Origin of the sequence: Pseudoalteromonas luteoviolacea CPMOR-1 (assembly GCF_001625685.1) — a bacterium.
GTDB classification, from domain to species: Bacteria; Pseudomonadota; Gammaproteobacteria; order Enterobacterales; family Alteromonadaceae; genus Pseudoalteromonas; species Pseudoalteromonas luteoviolacea_K.
In genome coordinates this window covers 1-20,779 of the sequence record NZ_AUYC01000017.1, presented here as the reverse complement: position 1 = coordinate 20,779, position 20,779 = coordinate 1, and the positions used below count along the sequence as shown (strand labels likewise).

16 protein-coding genes and 4 tRNA genes are annotated in these 20,779 nt (G+C 42.9%); 13 read left to right on the top strand and 7 right to left on the bottom strand.

What is annotated here, in order from left to right; translation table 11 throughout:
• Positions 1 to 106: 106 nt before the first annotated feature.
• Positions 107 to 2,122, bottom strand: coding sequence for an excinuclease ABC subunit UvrB (uvrB, locus tag N473_RS05945; protein WP_063367126.1), 2,016 nt, complete (start codon positions 2,120 to 2,122; stop codon positions 107 to 109).
• Positions 2,119 to 3,498, bottom strand: coding sequence for an MATE family efflux transporter (locus N473_RS05940; protein ID WP_063367125.1), 1,380 nt, complete (start codon positions 3,496 to 3,498; stop codon positions 2,119 to 2,121). The genes uvrB and N473_RS05940 overlap by 4 nt, the downstream gene beginning before the upstream one ends.
• 1,075 nt (positions 3,499 to 4,573) lie before the next feature.
• Here N473_RS05940 and N473_RS05935 point away from each other — a divergent pair.
• From N473_RS05935 to nth, 12 genes are all read left to right on the top strand, one after another.
• A tRNA-Asn gene (locus N473_RS05935) sits at positions 4,574 to 4,650 on the top strand.
• Between the two features lie 21 nt (positions 4,651 to 4,671).
• Positions 4,672 to 4,748 (top strand) — tRNA-Asn (locus N473_RS05930).
• Between the two features lie 19 nt (positions 4,749 to 4,767).
• A tRNA-Asn gene (locus tag N473_RS05925) sits at positions 4,768 to 4,844 on the top strand.
• A 22-nt stretch (positions 4,845 to 4,866) separates the two neighbouring features.
• Positions 4,867 to 4,943, top strand: a tRNA-Asn gene (locus tag N473_RS05920).
• A 224-nt stretch (positions 4,944 to 5,167) separates the two neighbouring features.
• On the top strand, positions 5,168 to 7,111 hold the full coding sequence (locus tag N473_RS05915; protein ID WP_063367124.1) for an EAL domain-containing protein: 1,944 nt from the start codon (positions 5,168 to 5,170) through the stop codon (positions 7,109 to 7,111).
• A gap of 177 nt (positions 7,112 to 7,288) precedes the next feature.
• Positions 7,289 to 7,870 carry an electron transport complex subunit RsxA gene (rsxA, locus tag N473_RS05910; RefSeq protein WP_039608430.1) on the top strand — a complete coding sequence of 194 codons (582 nt, stop codon included), beginning with the start codon at positions 7,289 to 7,291 and terminating at the stop codon, positions 7,868 to 7,870.
• Position 7,871: 1 nt separating this feature from the next.
• Positions 7,872 to 8,426 (top strand): electron transport complex subunit RsxB, encoded by a 555-nt coding sequence (gene rsxB / locus N473_RS05905; protein WP_063367123.1) that lies wholly within the window; start codon positions 7,872 to 7,874, stop codon positions 8,424 to 8,426.
• A 9-nt stretch (positions 8,427 to 8,435) separates the two neighbouring features.
• On the top strand, positions 8,436 to 11,411 hold the full coding sequence (gene rsxC / locus N473_RS05900) for an electron transport complex subunit RsxC (protein ID WP_063367122.1): 2,976 nt from the start codon (positions 8,436 to 8,438) through the stop codon (positions 11,409 to 11,411).
• On the top strand, positions 11,408 to 12,460 hold the full coding sequence (rsxD, locus tag N473_RS05895) for an electron transport complex subunit RsxD (protein WP_063367121.1): 1,053 nt from the start codon (positions 11,408 to 11,410) through the stop codon (positions 12,458 to 12,460). The genes rsxC and rsxD overlap by 4 nt, the downstream gene beginning before the upstream one ends.
• Positions 12,457 to 13,095, top strand: coding sequence for an electron transport complex subunit RsxG (rsxG, locus tag N473_RS05890; RefSeq protein ID WP_063367120.1), 639 nt, complete (start codon positions 12,457 to 12,459; stop codon positions 13,093 to 13,095). The genes rsxD and rsxG overlap by 4 nt, the downstream gene beginning before the upstream one ends.
• Positions 13,092 to 13,790 carry an electron transport complex subunit E gene (locus N473_RS05885; protein WP_063362248.1) on the top strand — a complete coding sequence of 233 codons (699 nt, stop codon included), beginning with the start codon at positions 13,092 to 13,094 and terminating at the stop codon, positions 13,788 to 13,790. The genes rsxG and N473_RS05885 overlap by 4 nt, the downstream gene beginning before the upstream one ends.
• Before the next feature lie 116 nt (positions 13,791 to 13,906).
• Entirely contained in the window at positions 13,907 to 14,542 is a 636-nt protein-coding gene (gene nth / locus N473_RS05880) for an endonuclease III (RefSeq protein WP_063367119.1), read from the top strand.
• Between the two features lie 180 nt (positions 14,543 to 14,722).
• Here the strand turns inward: nth and N473_RS05875 are convergent, their stop codons facing one another.
• On the bottom strand, positions 14,723 to 15,223 hold the full coding sequence (locus N473_RS05875; protein WP_063367118.1) for a hypothetical protein: 501 nt from the start codon (positions 15,221 to 15,223) through the stop codon (positions 14,723 to 14,725).
• A gap of 164 nt (positions 15,224 to 15,387) precedes the next feature.
• Between N473_RS05875 and N473_RS05870 the strand changes: the two genes are divergently transcribed.
• The gene (locus N473_RS05870) at positions 15,388 to 16,434 is read left to right on the top strand and encodes a helix-turn-helix domain-containing protein (RefSeq protein WP_081220976.1); all 1,047 of its coding nucleotides are present in this window, start codon (positions 15,388 to 15,390) and stop codon (positions 16,432 to 16,434) included.
• A gap of 124 nt (positions 16,435 to 16,558) precedes the next feature.
• Here N473_RS05870 and N473_RS05865 read toward each other — a convergent pair whose 3' ends face one another.
• From N473_RS05865 to N473_RS05850, 4 genes are all read right to left on the bottom strand, one after another.
• Positions 16,559 to 17,233, bottom strand: a complete 675-nt coding sequence (locus N473_RS05865; protein ID WP_063367116.1) for a hypothetical protein — start codon at positions 17,231 to 17,233, stop codon at positions 16,559 to 16,561.
• Positions 17,234 to 17,581: 348 nt separating this feature from the next.
• The gene (locus N473_RS05860) at positions 17,582 to 18,328 is read right to left on the bottom strand and encodes a helix-turn-helix transcriptional regulator (RefSeq protein ID WP_063367115.1); all 747 of its coding nucleotides are present in this window, start codon (positions 18,326 to 18,328) and stop codon (positions 17,582 to 17,584) included.
• A gap of 67 nt (positions 18,329 to 18,395) precedes the next feature.
• On the bottom strand, positions 18,396 to 18,731 hold the full coding sequence (locus tag N473_RS05855; protein WP_063367114.1) for a DUF3703 domain-containing protein: 336 nt from the start codon (positions 18,729 to 18,731) through the stop codon (positions 18,396 to 18,398).
• A 171-nt stretch (positions 18,732 to 18,902) separates the two neighbouring features.
• Entirely contained in the window at positions 18,903 to 20,483 is a 1,581-nt protein-coding gene (locus N473_RS05850; protein ID WP_063367113.1) for a PAS domain-containing methyl-accepting chemotaxis protein, read from the bottom strand.
• Positions 20,484 to 20,779 lie beyond the last annotated feature (296 nt).

Below are 20,779 nucleotides of genomic sequence, written 5' to 3'. Positions count from 1 at the left end.
AGATAATTTAACTGTTTTTCGCCAACTTAGCATCTAATGTTTATAAATTAAGCCATAAAAAAGCAGCGCGACGTTATCGCACTACTTAGTGACAACTAGATGCCATCTAGCTATTTAACAGTTGCTGCTGCAACATCTGGATCTGATCTCGAACCTGAGCAGCCTTTTCAAATTCAAGCTCACGAGCATGAGCCATCATTTGACTCTCTAACTGCGCTATTTGCTCTGTTAGCTGTGCTGTCGATTTGCCCGCTGATGACACTGATGTAACTTTATCATCCGCATTGGATTGAGCCTTTGTGCCAGAATCAGTTACTTCTTCACCTAAATCCATCACATCCGTGATCTTCTTATTTAACGCTTGAGGTGTAATACCATGTTTTTCATTATAGGCTTGTTGCTTTTCCCGACGACGTTCAGTTTCATCGATAGCAGCACGCATAGAGCGAGTTATCCTGTCACCATATAATATCGCTTTACCGTTTAAGTGACGAGCAGCACGGCCTATGGTCTGAATTAAAGATCGCGTAGAACGTAAAAAGCCCTCTTTATCCGCATCCAATATAGCCACTAAGGATACCTCGGGCATATCAAGACCTTCTCTCAATAAGTTGATCCCGACCAGTACATCAAATACACCTTTTCTGAGATCTCGAATGATCTCCATACGCTCTACCGTATCGATATCAGAGTGTAAATAACGCACTTTTACATCATGGTCATTTAAATAGTCAGTGAGATCTTCCGACATTCTTTTAGTCAACGTTGTGACTAGAACCCGCTCTTTTAACGCCACTCGTTTGTAAATTTCAGAGAGCAAGTCATCTACTTGCGAAGACACTGGGCGGACTTCTAACTCTGGATCAAGTAACCCAGTCGGACGGATCACCTGTTCAGCAACCTCACCACTAGAGCGCTCCAATTCGTAATCACCTGGCGTCGCAGAAACATAGATAGTCTGCGGTGCAATAGACTCAAATTCCTCAAATTTTAATGGCCGATTATCCATTGCCGATGGCAATCTAAATCCATACTCAACCAAGTTTTCCTTGCGACTTCTATCTCCTTTGTACATGGCACCTACCTGAGAGACAGTGACATGGGATTCATCGATGATCATCAAAGCATCATCAGGTAAATAGTCCAGTAAAGTTGGGGGTGGCTCACCAGGTGCTCTACCTGATAAATATCGGCTGTAATTTTCAATACCAGAACAAAAGCCAAGTTCTTGCATCATTTCAATATCATATTGAGTACGCTGCGCGACCCGCTGCTCTTCAACCAATTTATTGGCATCCATCAAATAGGCACGGCGCTCCTTAAGCTCGACTTTGATCTTTTCAATGGCTTCAAGAATTTTTTCCCTGGGTGTTACATAGTGGGTTTTTGGATAGATTGTTGCTCTAACTAAATGCTTGTCGACAGCGCCGGTCAATGGATCGAAGAGGCTGATCCGCTCAATCTCATCATCAAACATTTCGACACGCACAGCTTGAGTTTCTGATTCAGCAGGAAATATATCAATGACTTCTCCACGTACTCGATAGGTACCACGAGAAAAGTCCATATCATTACGCGTGTACTGCAGCTCCGCAAGGCGTCTAAGCATGGCACGCTGCTCCATAGTCTCGCCCACTTTCAATAACAGCATCATTTTCATATACGAGTCCGGATCACCCAGACCATAGATTGCAGAAACTGATGCGACGATAATGGTATCTCTTCGCTCTAACAATGCTTTGGTAGCCGATAAACGCATTTGCTCAATGTGATCATTGATCGAGGCATCTTTTTCGATGAATGTATCACTGGCAACAACATATGCTTCAGGCTGATAGTAGTCATAGTAAGAAACAAAATATTCAACCGCATTGTTTGGAAAGAACTCTTTCATTTCACCATAGAGCTGCGCAGCCAGTGTCTTATTATGCGCCATGATAATCGTAGGGCGATTTAGTTTGTGGATAATATTCGCCATCGTGAATGTTTTACCCGTGCCAGTTGCCCCCAATAGCGTTTGATGAGCCAGCCCAGCTTCTAAGCCATCGCACAACTGAGCAATGGCGGTAGGTTGGTCACCATTTGGAGAGAATTCAGATACTAAATCAAAAGATTCATTCATGAAGAGTGCACCTCACTACCTTCTTGTTGCATATCATTGAGTGTTTTACTAAACCAAGTATATGCGGCAATAGCCGTAAATAAGTTACCGATTGCAGCGCCCACAAACAAACCTGTCAACCCTGCTATGTGAGATCCTATATAAGCACAAGGAATATAAAAAACAAACAAACGTACAATACTTAAGATCAATGCATTCATTGGTTTATGCAATGCATTAAAAGATGAATTAGTTAAAATGATGATGCCTTGTAGGCCATAACTCAGCGGCAAGGTATAAATGAAGAGCTTGATGATCGCAATGACCTCTGGCTCATTACCAAAAGCTTGACTGACCCAATGCGCAGTTAAAATCAGAAATACATAAATACCAAATTGCCACATCAAAACAAACTTCAATGTCTTGGTATAAGCCTCTTTTACGCGAGTGAAATTCCCTGCGCCGTAGTTTTGGCTAACAAAAGGCGGTAACGTCATCGACAGAGCCAAAATAACCAAACACGCAATCGATTCAATACGACTTCCCACACCAAAAGCAGCCACCGCTTGCGCACCATAAGTTGCCACAATAGCTGTCATTACAGCCATCGCGATCGGCGTAAGCATATTAGCACCCGCAGCAGGCAAGCCTATTTTCATTATTTTGGTCACCGCTCCCCATATACTTTGCTTTGCACTAGAGCAGCTTAAAAGCCGCTTTTTTATCGCCAATAAGTAAATAATAACGACCACACCCACCGCCCAAGCGATAACGGAAGCAATGGCTGCGCCTTGCACTCCAAGCGCAGGAATCGGTCCCAAGCCAAAAATTAAAATGGGATCCAAGACGGCATTGATTAAACCACCTAGTCCCATGATCATACTGGGCGTTTTGGTATCACCTGATGCTCTTAAAACCGAATTACCTATCATAGGTGTAATTAAAAACACAGCGCCCAAAAACCAGACATTCATATAATCATGGATATATGGAAGCGTACTCTCATCAGCGCCCAGCAAGGTGAATATCGGGTCCATCAGTACATAACCCAACGCAGCGAGTAAAGCGACCAATACCGCAGCTAATATAAGAGAAATGAAAGCATCAAACTTAGCTTCTTCTATATCTTTGCTACCCAGCGCTTTCGCAATGACTGCCGATGTACCTATGCCCAAGCCAATGGCTAAACTAATGATAGTGAATGTCACAGGGAACGTGAAGCTAACCGCCGCGAGCGGCTCTGTGCCCAATAAACTAATAAAGAATGTATCAACTAAATTGAAGCTCATTAACATGATCATGCCAAATATCATTGGCACAGTCATACGCTTTAAAGTCGCTGGAATTGAACCAGTCAAAATATCGCTATTGGAACTAGATTGACGTACTGCGGACATAAAATATGATACCTCTTTTAACAGCCCATCATTCTAAATCATCATTCTAGATGATGCCACGCTATTATTGTCCGTATTATGATAGAAGCCATACAAAAGCGTTTTATCGTAAAAATTGTTTTTTTACCCAATTCTTTGTCAAAACTCATTCTGCACAAAAAATGTCAATTTTATTTCAAATCCACCGATTCTTCGGCTCACTTTTTGCACATCAGGCAAACAATGTTGAAATAAATCTTTAAAAATATACACATTCGTATGCGATTCTAGCCAAAACACCTATACCATTGAATTATAAGAATTTTAAAAAAGGTAAAAAAACTATTGCGTCGCCCTAATGCCACGGTTTACTTAGCTTTCGAAGAGTTCTTAAAGATTAATAAACAATGTTATCCACAGATTCCGTGGATAAGTTTGTAGAGCCTTTAAAAATAAAGGCCTAAGCAGGGATCTTATCGCCGCTTTTATTTTACGTTTATGATCATTCTATTTAAAACAGGTGATCTCAGACTGGAAACAGCGTTTTTAGCAACCAGATAAACTCATTTAATAATTATGCAACTTTCAAAAAACCACCAAAAATACCTGTAACTATATGTTTAAATTGAATTTAAAATAAAACCCAGACTAGACTATGCTGTTTTACCCTAAAATTTGAGTAAAATATTTACCAATTTAACTGTAAAAGATCTGCAAACTAATCTACGTTTAAGATCCCCACTGGGATCTCAACCTTAACAATTTACGATCTCCAAAAAAGTGCAAAAAACAGCCCTTTCGAACAATTTTGAGGCATTAGCCATAAAAAACAGCTAATATCTCATGGTATGTCGTGCTTAAATAAACAGCGATGATGTCGGCTATCTCTCAAATTAGTCTACGAAGATCCACATAGAATGATGAAATACAAAGTAGCAAAGCAGAAAAAAGTCATTTTTAGATAGATAGATGATTAAAAAAAAGCTTAATTGTTGATTAATCCATCGAAAAGACAGTTTTTTTGCATAACTGTGATTTTTATTGTTGACACTTAGCCGTGTCGTCATTAATATTTCGCCCCGTTGAGAGACATGCTTCCCCCTTAGCTCAGTTGGTTAGAGCGACGGACTGTTAATCCGCAGGTCCCCCGTTCGAGTCGGGGAGGGGGAGCCAAGTTTCTGAACATATAACGATTCCCCCTTAGCTCAGTTGGTTAGAGCGACGGACTGTTAATCCGCAGGTCCCCCGTTCGAGTCGGGGAGGGGGAGCCAAATCGTTATAAAGTGTAGTTCCCCCTTAGCTCAGTTGGTTAGAGCGACGGACTGTTAATCCGCAGGTCCCCCGTTCGAGTCGGGGAGGGGGAGCCAACTACTCTTACTTCTATATTGCTCCCCCTTAGCTCAGTTGGTTAGAGCGACGGACTGTTAATCCGCAGGTCCCCCGTTCGAGTCGGGGAGGGGGAGCCAATTCTCAGAATATATTAGACTTTTTCCACTCAATGCTCTACTCTACAAGCACCTTCACTGGTGAATTTTTGCTATATAATTAGGACTACTTACCATATTGGAAAAAACACCAAGTGGTTTTCAGTATGTATAATTCTCAGTAATCCATATTTGTGTTTGGCAGCATTATATTCATTTACTAATGCTAAAGGGTATTTCTTCCATTTTCAGGCAGAAGATAAATCATGGCAGGCTTTAAAAAACTCATATTTTTACAATTCGTATCTTGGTTACTGTTTTCTGCTGTAGGCAGCTTTTTTGTTGCTTCAAGCTTTGACAGCGCCGTAAGTCGGGCGCAAATGAGTGCACAGCAAATGGTTAGTAACTATATTCAAGAAAAAACCATGAATGATATGACGCCGGAGCACATTCGCCTGTCACTGAGCAATGGCAATGTATTTTCTACTTTCATTGTCAGAGACTTTTCAGGCCAAGCAGTATTACAACTTGGCTCTCCTACTCAGCTTCCCCTACTCGCTGATGTCATCGCAAATAGTTTTAATTCTATTCGTCCACAGTTTGCGGTTAATAAAACAAAAGACATCAAAATAGAGTTTGTGATTAATGCACAAAGCCAAGCATCACTGTTGCAACAATCATTGCTACTGATGCTGCTCATTTCAGCACTGGTTGCGTTTATTCCTATCTTTTATATGCAAGCTATATATAAGAAGCTCAACCGCAACGTCAGCATGACAGTCGCGAATGCTGTGGATGTCTATATTACGCAAAACCAAGTAACAGAAAGTATTGAAGAAGACTTTAATACCGGTAAAGTCACGGAATTAGGGGCTGAATTGGCTCCTTCATTTAATCGTTTAGCGCACTTTTTAAAAAGTAAGCAAGAAGATATCAAATCCGCAGCGCATTCTATCAAACAAGAGGCGTATAAAGATGTTGTGACGGGCCTTGGTAACCGTAATATGTTTGTGGAATATTACGAACATCAAATTGAACAAGCGAACAATAAAAGCTTTGGTACATTGGCAATGATCCGTTGTAGTGAATTGCAAATGATCAACCAAACTCGCGGTTACCAAAAAGGCGATGAATATATCCGCGCCGTTTCTGACATCGTAAAACACGTAAGCGGTACGTATACAGGTAGCCAAGTATTCAGATTAAATAGCTCAGACTTTGCGGTCATTTTGCCTAATGTCCCTTCTAAAGAAGCAGAGCAATTTGGTGAAACTCTTCAAGCTAGGTTTACCCAATATCAGCAAAATCAGGAGCTCTCATCTGTTGCTAACGCAGGTATCGTCTCTTATGAATCAGGTAAACCACTCGGTGAATTGTTATCTGTTGTTGATAATGCAATGAGCATGGCGCAAAGCAAGCAAGCTAACGCATGGCATTTACAGCGAGAAAGTGACATTGTGAATAATGTCGGTGCAGGATTTGGCAACCAAAACTGGCGCCGCGTTATTCGCGAAGTCATCGATAGCCGTCGCGTTAACTTAATGATGCAGAACATTATGCCAATTGGCAAAAATGTCAAAGCGTATGCTGAGATCCAATCTCGATTTAAAACCGAAGATAATCAAATGCTACCCACCGCTTCATTCTTGGCGATGGCTGAAAAGCTTGAGATGGCGATAGAAATTGATCAGCTTATTATCGACAGCTCACTGGAGTTAATTAAAACCAGAAACTTCAATGAAAAGTTTTTCGGTATTAATGTCACGGCATCCAGCGCACACAGCGACCAGTTCGTGATTTGGCTTGAGCGACGCTTATTAAAAGATGGCAATCTTGCCTCTAAGCTAATATTCGAGGTCAGCGAGTTTGGCTTACAGCAAAATATTAAAGCAAGTAAACGCTTCATTGATATGGTACACCGCGTTGGTGCACGCATTACTGTAGAACGTTTTGGTGTTGGTTTAACTTCATTTAAATTTTTCAGAGATTTAAAACCCGACTTCATAAAAATGGATGCAAGTTACACTCGTGGCTTAGAAGAAGATAAAAACAACCAGTACTTTATGCGCTTAATGGTCGATTTAGCACACCGTATCGGCGTCAGTGTATTTGCTGAAGGTGTTGAAAGCCAAGAAGAAAAACACATCGTCGAAACGCTTTGTTTAGATGGCGTACAAGGCTACTATATAGAAAAGCCAAAAGAAGTCTAAATCCCTGTAATTTGGAGGGGTTTTATATCCCTCCTATAATTGTCAACATTCCCTACCAATTTTTGATTTCAATGCAAATAAAGTCTGCTAAATGTTGTGATCTCAGCGTGGAAAATTGTTAGAATTTCCAGTCTTATGACACGTTGCGAAACGAAGATAGATAGTTAAGGGGCATGAATGACAGAGTATATGTTGTTGCTTATCGGCACAGTGCTGGTAAACAACTTTGTGTTAGTGCAATTCCTCGGACTTTGTCCGTTTATGGGGGTTTCAAGCAAACTTGAAACTGCCATCGGAATGTCACTGGCAACCACCTTTGTTTTAACACTCGCTTCTGTCACCAGTTATTTGGTTAATCAGTATATTTTATTGCCATTAGAGCTGACTTTCCTTCGCACTATGAGCTTTATCCTCGTCATTGCTGTTGTTGTGCAGTTTACCGAGATGGTGGTGAGAAAAACCAGCCCGACTTTATATCGTCTACTCGGTATTTTCTTACCACTGATCACCACCAACTGTGCTGTACTCGGTGTCGCATTATTAAATATCACCAAAGAGCACACTTTCATTAGTTCAGCCGTATATGGTTTTGGTGCAGCAGTGGGCTTTTCCATGGTGTTAGTATTATTTGCAGCGCTTCGAGAGCGCTTAGCAGTAGCTGACGTCCCTACCCCATTCAAAGGCGCTTCTATTGCCATGATCACCGCAGGCCTAATGTCGCTTGCATTTATGGGTTTCTCTGGATTGGTGAAGTTGTAATATGACATTACTGTATGCTCTGATAGCGGTCGGTGCACTCGCACTCGTATTCGGTTTGATATTAGGCTACGCAGCCATTAAATATCGTGTTGAAAGTAATCCTATTGTTGATCAAGTGGATGCTATTCTTCCGCAAACACAATGTGGTCAATGTGGCTACCCTGGTTGTCGTCCCTATGCTGAAGCCATCGCCAATGGCGATGAAGTAAATAAGTGTCCCCCTGGCGGCGAAGCCACGGTTAAAAAACTTGCAGATCTAATGGGTGTTGAAGCCAAGCCTCTTGCCGGTGGTGAAGAAGCAGAACCCATCAAAAAAGTGGCCTATATCCGAGAAGATGAATGTATTGGTTGCACTAAATGTATCCAAGCCTGTCCTGTGGATGCCATTGTCGGCGCGACACGCCAAATGCACACTGTCATTGCAGATGAATGTACTGGCTGTGACTTATGTGTAGAGCCCTGCCCTGTTGACTGTATAGATATGATCCCAGTCGCTGAAACAAAACAATCTTGGAAGTGGCAAATTGATGCTATTCCAGTGAAACAATTAGATTGAGAGGTTTAAGTGGAAACATTACTTGAACAAATTGAAAGCGGCAAACTGTGGCAATTTCCTGGTGGTATTCACCCACCAGAGCAAAAGTCTTTGTCAAATCAGGCTGCTATTGGCTCACTTCCCCTGCCAGAGTATTTAGTCTTACCATTAAAACAGCATATTGGCGCAAATGGTCAACTCCTTGTGAATAAAGGCGATCATGTTTTAAAAGGACAAGTATTAACGCAACCTGGTACAAACTGGTCTCTGCCAATTCATGCGCCGACTTCAGGCACTATTACCGATATCAAGCCAATGCCTTCAGCGCATCCATCTGCGATGCCAGAATTAAGCATCGTCTTAACACCAGATGGCGATGATGCTTGGTGCGAATTAGAGACTCGCTCATCCCTTGATGGCTTAGATAACAAAGCACTCATTGACATTATTCATCATGCCGGTATTGCAGGTATGGGCGGCGCAGGCTTCCCGACCTATGTCAAAGCAGATAGTGCAAAAACCATCGAGTATTTAGTCGTCAATGGTGTTGAATGTGAACCTTATATCACTGCTGACGACATGCTTATGAGAGAGCGTGCCCAAGACATTATCCGCGGTATGGAAGTGATGATGTCTATTTTATCACCGCAATACGCGCTGGTTGGCATAGAAGATAACAAACCAGAAGCGCTTACTGCGATGCAACAAGCCGCCAAGCACAATAGCAAGATATTAGTTCGATCAATTCCAACTAAATACCCTTCAGGTGGTGAAAAACAACTGATCAAAGTGCTGACCTCAAAAGAAGTACCCAGCGGCGGGATCCCTGCGGATGTTGGTGTCTTAGTGCAAAACGTAGGTACACTGTTTGCTGTCAGCGAAGCCGTTTATGAAGGCAAGCCTCTGATAGAGCGGGTTGTCACCGTAACCGGTAACACAATACACAAGCCACAAAACGTGTGGGCTTTACTTGGTACTGAAGTCAAGCACCTTGTTTATAGCCAAGGGTTCTCACCGGTTGATGATCAGCGCGTGATCATGGGCGGCCCCATGATGGGCTTCACACTACCCACAGTGAGAATACCAGTTGTTAAGACAACAAACTGTATCTTAGCGCCCGATAACCAAGAGTTAGCAGTCGCTGGTCAAGAGCAAGCTTGTATTCGCTGTAGTGCCTGTGCTGATGCCTGTCCACAAACCTTGTTACCACAGCAATTACAATGGTTTGCGAAAGGCCAAGAATACGACAAACTCGAAGAGTACAACCTATTTGATTGTATAGAGTGTGGCGCTTGCTCTTATGTCTGCCCAAGTGAAATTCCACTGGTACAATACTATCGAGTTGCTAAAGCGGAGATCCGCGAGCAGAAACTTGAAAAAGTAAAAGCTGAACGTGCTAAAGAGCGCTTTGAAGCACGTAAAGCTCGCCTTGAAAGAGAACAAGAAGAAAGACAAAACCGTCATAAGCGACCCGCTCGTAGTGCGCCAGCCAAAGATAAAGCTAAGGTATCTGAGGCACTTGAGCGAGTTAAACAAAAACGCCCTGAACAGTCAGCGGTACAGGCCGCCATTGAGCGTGCTAAAGCGAAAAAAGCTGAGGGCGATACCTCTGCGCTTGAGCCTGATAACAGCGCAGTAGCGTTAGAGCGAGCAAAAAGAAAAGAGCAAGCCAGAAAGTACAAAGAAGAAAAAGCCGGCTCAGATAAAGGCAGTGCACCCAAAGATGCGGTTGCTGCAGCCATTGCACGTGCCAAGGCGAAAAAAGCAGCCCAAGCAGCTAACAACGTAGAATCGCAAGAGCAAGATCCACGCAAAGCAGCCGTCGCCGCTGCCATTGCGCGCGCCAAAGCGAAAAAGTCGGGTGACGAGCCAAAACAAGGAGCAGAAGATGATCCTCGTAAAGCTGCTGTCGCTGCTGCGATTGCCCGAGCTAAAGCAAAGAAGGCAGAGCAAGATCCTGAGCATAATAGCGCAAGTGCTTCAGATGAAGTGAATACGGATGACCCAAGAAAAGCAGCTGTGGCAGCAGCCATTGCTCGTGCGAAAGCGAAAAAAGCGACTAAGGGTGATGAAGCAGCACCAGATGCCGTCGTTGAAGATGATTCAGTAGATCCACGAAAAACTGCTGTTGCTGCTGCAATTGCGCGTGCCAAAGCGAAAAAAGCCGCTAAAGAAGCTAAGCAAGTGGAAGAGCCAGTCGCTGATGACGAACCGGAAGATCCGCGCAAAGCTGCTGTTGCGGCTGCAATTGCGCGTGCCAAAGCGAAGAAAGCCGCCAAAGAAGCTGAGCAAGTGGAAGAGCCAGCTGTTGATGACGAGCCTGAAGATCCGCGCAAAGCTGCTGTTGCGGCTGCAATAGCCCGTGCCAAAGCGAAAAAAGCCGCCAAAGAAGCTGAGCAAGCGGAAGAGCCAGTTGTTGATGACAAGCCTGAAGATCCGCGCAAAGCTGCTGTTGCTGCCGCTATAGCGCGTGCCAAAGCGAAAAAAGCCGCCAAAGAAGCTGAGCAAGTGGAAGAGCCAGTCGCTGATGACGAACCGGAAGATCCGCGCAAAGCTGCTGTTGCGGCTGCAATTGCGCGTGCCAAAGCGAAGAAAGCCGCTAAAGAAGCTGAGCAAGTGGAAGAGCCAGTCGTTGATGACGAACCGGAAGATCCGCGCAAAGCTGCTGTTGCGGCTGCAATAGCCCGTGCCAAAGCGAAAAAAGCCGCCAAAGAAGCTGAGCAAGTGGAAGAGCCAGTCGTTGATACCGAATCGGAAGATCCGCGCAAAGCCGCTGTTGCTGCCGCCATAGCGCGTGCTAAAGCAAAAAAAGCCGCCAAAGAAGCTGAGCAAGTGGAAGAACCTATCGTTGATAACAAAGATGCAGAAGATGCGTCATCAAGTTCAGACACACAGACCGAAACACTCAGTCCAGAAGACAAGCGCAAAGCCGCCATACGTGCCGCAGTTGAGCGTGCGAAAGCTAAAAAGAAAGCCCAAGAACAAGAAGGAAATGATCTGTCATGAAATTAACCATGGCCTCATCGCCCCATAACCACAGCCTTAAATCGGTTAACAAACTCATGATTTGCGTGATGTTAGCCTGTATACCTGGGATCTTGGTGCAAGGCTATTTTTTTGGTATCGGCGTATTTATTCAACTGGTATTGGCACTCACGACGGTGAGTCTTGCAGAAGCAGCTATGCTGAAACTGCGAGGTCGTCCAATTTGGCCAACGCTCAGTGATGGAAGCGCATGGCTCACAGGCGTTTTAATCGCCGTCAGTGTACCGCCTTTAGCACCTTGGTGGGTAGTCGTGATTGGTGCATGTTTTGCGATTGTGATTGTAAAGCAGCTTTATGGTGGTCTTGGTTTTAACCTGTTCAATCCTGCTATGGCCGCATACGTCCTGCTACTCATTTCATTCCCTGTGCAAATGACTGCATGGTTGCCAGTTCAATCACTGCTGAATGCGCCTATCACACTATTTGATCAAATCGCATTAATTTTTACAGAAGCAACTTATTCCGGCTTATCACTAGAACAAGCAAGACAAGTCATTGATGGTGCGACCGGTGCGACGCCTTTGGATCATGTTAAAACAGCTACGGGGCAAAGCCTGACAGTGCAAGAAGCTATGGATAATAACGCATTTACTCGATTTGCTGGTGAGGGCTGGCAATGGGTGAATTTAGCTTATCTCCTTGGTGGACTTTATCTGCTTAAAGCTAAAGTTATAAATTGGCATATCCCTGTGGCTATGCTCGCCTCTTTAGCTGTTTGCAGCTTATTTGGTTATCTTTTAGGTGGACAAGCTGGCGTTGCATTCCATTTATTGAGCGGTGCAACCATGATCGGGGCATTTTTCATCGCAACGGATCCGGTCTCAGCATCGACCACAAATAAAGGCAGACTTATCTACGGTGCGCTGATTGGCTTGCTTGTCTATCTGATCAGGCAATTTGGCGGATATCCAGATGCCGTCGCATTTTCTGTGCTGCTGCTCAATATGGCGGTGCCTTTAATAGACCATTACACCCAGCCACGCACCTATGGACATGGAGCAAAGAAATGATCCTCGCATCAATGAAAAAAAATGGCGCGATCCTCACCGCCTTTGCCCTTGCCACAACAGGTAGCGTTGCGCTCGTTCAGCAGCTCACAGCACCTCGTATCGAAGCGCAAGAAAAGAAACATCTCATGCGTACCTTGACGCAGGTACTCCCCGCTGACAAATACAACAATGAACTGTATTTAGATTGCATTGAGAGCGATGCACCAGAGCTTGGTCCTAATGGACCACATCGAATCTATCGTGCTAAGCAAAATGGTCAGCCTGTCGCTTTATTAGTGCAGCATATTACTCCTGAGGGATATAGTGGCAATATCGACATGCTAACCGCAGTATACGCCAATGCTGAAATTGCTGGCGTGCGTATTACTCAGCATAAAGAAACCCCTGGCTTGGGTGACAAAGTCGAAGTTAAAAAGTCAGACTGGGTACACTCTTTTGCAGGTATGACAGTACAATCAGCAGACGATCAAGCCTTTAATGTTAAAAAAGAAGGCGGTGTGTTCGATCAATTTACTGGGGCAACTATCACACCTAGAGCGGTTGTCCACTCAGTGAATGCGGCGACTTGGTTTGCCCATCAAAACTTTGACAGCCTATTTGCACAAAGCAATGTTTGCCAAGAGGAGCAGCTATGAGCGAGTACAAAACACTAGCCCATGAGGGACTTTGGAAAAACAATGCCGCCTTGGTACAGCTGCTTGGCTTATGTCCCCTGCTTGCTGTCACCAGCACTGTTACCAATGCTTTAGGCCTTGGGATCGCAACCTTACTTGTATTAGTTGGCTCTAACGTCACCGTTTCTATCGTCAGAAATTGGGTACCCAAAGATATTCGTATCCCGGTATTTGTGATGATCATTGCCGCGTTTGTCACCATCATTCAGTTGTTGATGAATGCATATACCTTTGGGCTCTATCAATCTCTGGGGATCTTCATTCCCTTGATAGTGACCAACTGCGCCATTATTGGTCGCGCAGAAGCTTATGCATCAAAAAACACCCCTATACTGTCTGCATGGGATGGCGTGATGATGGGTCTTGGCTTTGCTGCCGTGTTGGTCATTTTAGGCGCAATGCGTGAACTTATCGGGCAAGGCACCTTATTTGATGGCGCAGAGCTATTACTTGGAGACTGGGCCACAGCATTGCGAATTGAAGTGTTGAGCTTTGATAGCCAATTCCTAGTGGCGATTTTACCGCCGGGTGCTTTCTTGGGGTTGGGCCTTATCATTGCAGCTAAAAACTACTTTGATGAGCGCCAAAAAGCACAAGCTCAGCCAGCCGCACCAGCTGAAAAAGCAGAAAGAGCAAGGGTTACTAGCCTAACTTAATGCAATTAAATGCAGCCTAAGCCGTCACTTAGACTGCGTAAACCCTAAGTGTGATTGCAGGGGCACATAAGATGCAATCACACTTAGCCCCTCTTAGCTAACTATTTAAAACCGTCATGAATAAAGCAAAACGTTTAGAGATTTTAACTCGACTGCGAGAAGACAATCCAAACCCGGAATCCGATCTTGAGTACACCACCCCGTTTGAATTATTGGTTGCCGTCACCTTGTCAGCACAGGCGACTGATGTGGGCGTTAACAAAGCAACTCGCAAGTTGTTTCCCGTTGCCAATACGCCAGAAACAATTGTCGATTTAGGTGTTGAAGGTTTAAAGGAGTACATAAAGACCATTGGCTTATATAATTCAAAAGCTAACAATGTCTTTAAACTGTGCCAAATTTTAATCGAAAAACATGGCTCAGAAGTCCCTCAAGACCGCAAAGCGCTAGAAGCCTTACCCGGGGTTGGTCGTAAAACTGCAAACGTTGTGCTTAATTGCGCGTTTGGCTGGCCGACCATTGCAGTCGATACTCATATTTTTAGAGTCTCTAACCGTACTAAGTTTGCGATGGGTAAAGATGTCGTCGCGGTAGAAGAGAAGCTAGAAAAAGTCGTGCCAAAAGAGTTTAAAGTGGATGTGCATCATTGGCTTATTTTACATGGTCGCTATGTATGTACTGCTCGAAAACCAAAATGTGGCAGCTGTATTATTGAAGATTTGTGTGAATTTAAAGAAAAAACAGACGCATAAATTGGCAATTTACAGTTCAAACCTATCATGGACAGGCTGCTCTTTTCGCTAAACTGGTTATTCAATAAAAGATAAACAACTGCTTTAAATACTTTTATTTTGAAGGCGAGCGTTTTGCTGATGTAAAGCTGCTAGTAATTATTGCCTAGCAGCCTTCATCAAAATTACAGCTTATTTATTTCAAACGATTTTCTTGCGTCTCCATGGTTCAATCGGCTGAGTGAAATACTGCCACCAAACATAACGCCACGGGATCAGAACCATTAATACAGCAATGCCAATTATCGATGCTTTTGCGTTTACGATGTTCGGGACATCTTGGCCTGCCAGAAATGGAGGCAATGCAACGACAGTCAGCCAAACCAATTTCCAAACGATTTCATAGAGCATAATAGGTAAAAAAATTAAAGGACGAAAAACACCGCCTATTGCAAATAAAGCCAGCGCGAACAACATTGAATGCCCAAGGCCTCTCCATCGCTCCCATTCAGTGGCGCCTTCTAAGATATAATTTAATTGCTTAGAGCCTAGAACAATCACCATTGCAGCAAATATGAGTCTAAGTCCCCATGTTTTCCATAATGCAACCGTTGGAGCACCATTTTGTATTGACTCGTAATCGTTAGCTGGCTTGTTTTTTTCACAAGCACTCTTGTTATCATTGACAGATTTATTTTTCATAACCATACCTTGTCTTCTAAATTTCACCTCCATACTGCCAATATGAAGGCTTTAAAGCGCATCGAATTTCAAAATCGATGCTAATAAAAGCCGATAAATCAGAATATTATCGAAAAAGAACAAGATTAATGTAGAATCGGTATAAAAGTGGGAGGGAATCAAAATTGGATCCACTAAAAATCGCGCAATCACTTACCGTCTTGCTAAGTCTGGCATTAGCTTTCAATCATTATCGCCTTCGACACAAGCACATTTTACATTTAGCTTTTGCAGGGTTTTGTGTTTCCTCGTCGATGTATCTTGCCTATCAACTAACAAGCACTTACTTGACCCCTTATCATCACCTGATAGGAATATTCGGGTTTGCGACCTGTAGTGGATACTGGCTTTTTTCACGTGCATTTTTTCGAAAAACCAATCCCATTAATCACCATCACCTCCTGTTTGCAGGTGTACTGGGGATATGCCTGATATTAAGGCACCTCTTCCGATTTTCAGAAAAAATGTGGCAACTCCATACCGATTGGCTATCAACTTCAATAACCGTTTTATCCGAAGCAATTGCAATATTATCATCAGGCATGCTTATTCTTGCGTTTTGGGAGGGCTATCGGGTATTGCAAAGCGCAAATGTGACTCTGCGTAAAGTGACGATGATCTACCTGTCTTCATTTTTGGTGAGTATCATCAGTGTTATGTTGGTTGCTGTCGCTCTGCCCAAAGAGTTAGCGATGAGCGGAGGACGAGAATGGTTGGTCGTGTTCGCATATATTTTAATCTTTATCAGTACACATTGGTTGATACAATTTCGTCAACAACAGTTCATGCAACAGCCGGTAAAAAAGGAGAGCACTCTCCAAAGTGAGCGCCTACTCGCTCAGAAAATTCAACACCTGTTGGTTGAAGAAAAACGCTTTTTAGACGCAAATTTACGTGTTGCCGATATTGCTCGTGAGCTAGCTCTTCCCGAGTATCGTATCCGCGCTATTATGCTCGACGGCTTCAAAGCAAAGAACTTTAATCACTATGTGAACCAAATGCGTATCGAGTATGCCAAATCAATATTAAGCGCACCTGATAAACGTGATTGGCCGGTGCTTGTCGTTGGTATTGAAAGTGGCTTCGCATCTGCTGCCCCATTTAGTCGTGCGTTTAAAGAGTTTACAGGCTGCACTCCAGGGCAATACCGTAAGCAACAATTGGCATCGTAAGCCCATTTAATCAGGAACAGCTTAAATAATCACACTATAAAGCTAGCGCTATTTTAATTTTGAACGGGCTCAAACCTGTGATGAGCACTCTCTCGCCCATCACAATTTATATAAAATAGCGCTATTACTCTTTTATCTCTCGCTTAAAAACAGGTAGCCACTTAGTAAGTAAGCTATCACCAACAATACTGTGTAGTCGTTTTGACCAACCGGTGAATAACACTCGTATTACCCAGTAAAAAAGTACACCTATCATCAGATAAATTAACGCATTGCTATCAATAAAGTCAGGCCACCTATCTGATGTATTGGCCGAAAACGACATCACAGCCCCCAGCATAGCAAAACAGGACCGCCATGTATGTCGAGCGATACGGTGCTTACCCGAGAGGCCACCGTTTAGGATCATTCTAAGGTCCATGCCGGCGGCTAACAAGGCGACTGAGGCATGAATGGTGAAAATAACTTTGAAGGTCGGATCCAAGTCAACTGCGGTATGTACAAAATAGAACAAAGATATGCTGATATAGAGGATTAAGCACATTGCCAGTATTTCAAAAATACCGGTTGTTTGTTCTTTTCTCAGCACAATGGCCCAAGCCGTGACACCGTAATAAAATGTCATCAGTGACATAGTTGCACCACCATTAAAAAAAGCAGCAGTTCCTGTCATTATTAACATGGCAAGGAAAAATAGGTTACCTGACCATCTATGTCTAAGCTTTCCTTTTGCAAAGCTCAAAGCACCAATACCAAACAGCAGTAAAAATGAACCGGCCACAATATGCACTGTAAGCATTACGCCTCCTTTTGTTTTTGTGTGTGGTTTCTCTGGTTAAATTTAATAACCATCCGGACTGACGACTGTTACATACCCATACGTGGTTAATTTTTATACTTTACAGCTTTTATTAAGTTGGCATACCAGTGACGTAATAGACACCTTAGAAGTGTTACAAAACATGAACATATAACAGAAAAATAATTATATCTTGAGATTTTAGTCATTTAATGACAAAAGTATTTCCAAATACCGGGCGTATTCATATCAAGAAAAATATTATTCGCATCATAGAGTCAATGTCTGTGAAGAAAGTGTGATGTATTCGACGAAGATTATCAGTTCAGGGTTAGCCATAAAACTTGTTTATGTAAATAAACACCTCGCCTGTCTAATGGTCATGCCAAAAGTACTTTTAAAAGTTCGACTTAAATGGGCGCTATCAGAAAAACCAGCTTCATACGCTGCTTTCGTTGCGTTTTGACCTCGCTGCATCGCTTGCAATGCACACAACATTCTTCTCCATAACAAGTACGGTCGCCATGCAACCCCTACTTGTTCAGAAAAAAGATGCAAAAAACGGCTCTCTGATAAGTGAAGTTTTCTCGCTATATATTTCGCACGCCAATGTTGGGGCGTCATGCACTCCCCATTAAAACATCGGTTTAGCTCATCTAGTACACTGTATATTCGAGCATCTGTCACGAAGTTTGAGTGGTTATCTCCCATCTTATCTGATAATTGAATATCTGAGAATATTGTAAAAAAGTGCGCAAACGGATCTGTCTGCGGTAATCTTAAGTTAGCCGTAGCAGGAATGGGCATTTGCTTCTGGCCATTTAACTTGTCTTTCAGATATGCCCCTAACGTACTGTGCGGCTCTGCTAGTAATACCCAGCCTTTTTGCATTTTTAAACAATGCGGGACATTAGAGTCAATGATCATAGCGCCTTGAAATGCTTGTCCATTTAGTGTGCTCACAGTATTGCTATCAGGTAACACAACCTGCATAGCAATATGGCGATGATCAGAGGCATCAATACAGCCTCCGTAAGTCAGCAAACATCCCGTTGTTATCCAAATATTAGGCTTATCAATTTCTCTCTCTGTCATGAATACGCTGCTAAAGTGACTTGATTTTCAATGCTTATCATGTAATTAAATCATACCCTTAACCTGGCTATTCTAAATATTTTTTGAGATCTTGAGGTATGGGCATGGATTTAAATGCATTCACATTTGTGCCACCTGTATTACCAACAGGTACCCAAATTCGTGAAAAAATAATTGAGGCAATTAACCTCATGACTTGACCCAGCACCGCTTTTTTATCTACAAACTTCACCCCCACTTTGAGCATCCACCAATGCACTGTGGTGTGTTTGAATATAGACCGCTGTCCTAAAATATGTGCTCTTTCAAGATGCCCGAAACACGCCGTATAATGCGCATTATGATACAGAGTTTTTGCCATCATCAACTCTCGTTCATACGCATGCTTTTGTGCGCTGTTCATACTATACCTCTCTAGCTTATACATATATCAATTATTTACAGGCTGTTCGTTTGATATTAAATAAAGCGATACGAAATAAATTGAATAAACTGGCTAGATATGCATAGTGCGTTATATAAACACACTATGCATAAAAAAGTAAGGCATATCACCCACGCTACTTAGTCACGCTTAACTTTGGAACTTAGCGATAAATTGATCAACTAAAGATTTTTGATCTGACAGCGCTTTTTGAGTATTTGACATGGTCTCTAGTGACCTATCCGAGCTTTGTAGCGAATCGGTTGCAAGTTGAGATATGGTCACCGCATTATTATTGAGCTCGTTACTAACCCCTGACATCTCTTCCGTTGAAGTTGCTATTTGATAATTCAGACTTGAAATATCATTCACGATTGAGTTGATACTATCTAAAGAGGCTTTGGTGCCTTCGGCTTTTTCAACACATTGCCCTGACTTTTCCACTCCGTTTTGGATCGCCTGTACAGCACGCTCGGCACGTTGTCTTAGATTAGCGACAATATCGTCAATTTCCTTAGTTGAATCTTGAGTCCGCTGCGCAAGTGCCCTTACTTCATCGGCAACAACCGCAAAGCCTCTGCCTTGCTCTCCTGCTCGTGCCGCTTCAATGGCCGCATTTAACGCCAGTAAATTCGTTTGTTCAGATATACCACGGATCACATCCACAACACCGCCAATATTGACCGTTTGTGCATTGAGATCTTCAATATCTGATTGAGTCTGCGTTAACTCTTCTGACAAGGTGTAATTATTTTCCATATTTTCATTGACCGCTAAACTGCCCTCTTTCACAGATTTAAGTGCGGCTTCTGACTGAGATGCAGCGTTATTGGTATTCGAAGCGATTTCTTGGATTGTCGCCGTCATTTGGTTAATCGCGGTAGCAAGCGAGCCTGTCTGTGCTTGTTGATTATTCAGCAACTGTGCACTTTTATCGCACTCATCAACGGTTTCTTTGGCATGACCTCGTACCGTGTCACTGGCATCTTTTACTCTACCAAGTACAGCGCGTAGCTCTGACTCTCTGGCTAATAAGGCCAACTCAATCGCCGCAATGTCATTGACCTTATTAATATAAATCTTTTGCATCAGAGGGTTATCGTAGACCTTTCGTGCTTTTTGGCTTAACTCCCGCACCGGTGAAAGTCGCTGAAAAGTCAAAAATAAAGCAACCACCACTAACACGGTCTCTAAAATATAAGACCAAGGGGACGGCAAAGACGCAAAAATCATGCTTAGTATATAAAATGCACCAATGATCAACATCATCTGCGTTGACAAGGACATTGAAGCTCTCGTAAAGCTCTCTACCGCTGCGCCATCATTAAGTTTTTGATATATTTTTTCTGCCCGATTAACCACTGCACGATCTGGTTTTGTTCTAACCGATTGGTATTCAACCGTTTGGCCGCTATTATTGGTAATCGGTGTTACATAGGCATTAACCCAGTAGTGATCACCATTTTTACAACGGTTTTTTACCATCCCCATCCAGGGCTTACCAGACTCGATATAATTCCACATATTTTGAAATGCGGGTTTAGGCATACTGGGGTGGCGCACAATATTGTGTGGTTTACCTTCTAGTTCATGTAGTTCAAACCCTGCTACTTCACAAAACTGACGATTAGCATATTTAATTTGCCCTTTGGTGTTGGTTGTAGATAGCAAATTATAAGAACTGGGATAGTCGTATTCGCGGTTGGTTACCGTTGATCTTCCTTTAGCCATAGCAACTCACTCTAAATTAAAAAACAATAGTAAGTGATTACGCCAATGCGAGCATGACAAAAATGACTAAAAATTGTTCTAAATCAAGCTTATGGAGATAAATGGAAGTTTGAATTTATCCAATATCTAAAACTTAATTCATCACGAAATAGACAGTAAAACACAGAATACTAATCAAAGTCATAAAGCACGAGAGTCAATTGCGCACTGCAATAATAAATTTAAACTTAGCAAAGGGAATTAAATTAGCAAGAACTGCTGAAGGATAACAAAGAAAGTGGCGTCCCCTAGGGGAT

Bases quoted from the DNA above. Each gene is read 5' to 3' on its own strand.
- rsxB (WP_063367123.1), top strand. From the start codon at position 7,872: ATGACATTACTGTATGCTCTGATAGCGGTCGGTGCACTCGCACTCGTA.
- rsxD (WP_063367121.1), top strand. From the start codon at position 11,408: ATGAAATTAACCATGGCCTCATCGCCCCATAACCACAGCCTTAAATCG.
- N473_RS05860 (WP_063367115.1), bottom strand. From the start codon at position 18,328: ATGACAGAGAGAGAAATTGATAAGCCTAATATTTGGATAACAACGGGA.
- N473_RS05850 (WP_063367113.1), bottom strand. From the start codon at position 20,483: ATGGCTAAAGGAAGATCAACGGTAACCAACCGCGAATACGACTATCCC.
- N473_RS05915 (WP_063367124.1), top strand. From the start codon at position 5,168: ATGGCAGGCTTTAAAAAACTCATATTTTTACAATTCGTATCTTGGTTA.
- N473_RS05855 (WP_063367114.1), bottom strand. From the start codon at position 18,731: ATGAACAGCGCACAAAAGCATGCGTATGAACGAGAGTTGATGATGGCA.
- N473_RS05940 (WP_063367125.1), bottom strand. From the start codon at position 3,498: ATGTCCGCAGTACGTCAATCTAGTTCCAATAGCGATATTTTGACTGGT.
- nth (WP_063367119.1), top strand. From the start codon at position 13,907: ATGAATAAAGCAAAACGTTTAGAGATTTTAACTCGACTGCGAGAAGAC.
- rsxA (WP_039608430.1), top strand. From the start codon at position 7,289: ATGACAGAGTATATGTTGTTGCTTATCGGCACAGTGCTGGTAAACAAC.
- uvrB (WP_063367126.1), bottom strand. From the start codon at position 2,122: ATGAATGAATCTTTTGATTTAGTATCTGAATTCTCTCCAAATGGTGAC.
- N473_RS05885 (WP_063362248.1), top strand. From the start codon at position 13,092: ATGAGCGAGTACAAAACACTAGCCCATGAGGGACTTTGGAAAAACAAT.
- N473_RS05865 (WP_063367116.1), bottom strand. From the start codon at position 17,233: ATGCTTACAGTGCATATTGTGGCCGGTTCATTTTTACTGCTGTTTGGT.
- rsxG (WP_063367120.1), top strand. From the start codon at position 12,457: ATGATCCTCGCATCAATGAAAAAAAATGGCGCGATCCTCACCGCCTTT.
- N473_RS05875 (WP_063367118.1), bottom strand. From the start codon at position 15,223: ATGAAAAATAAATCTGTCAATGATAACAAGAGTGCTTGTGAAAAAAAC.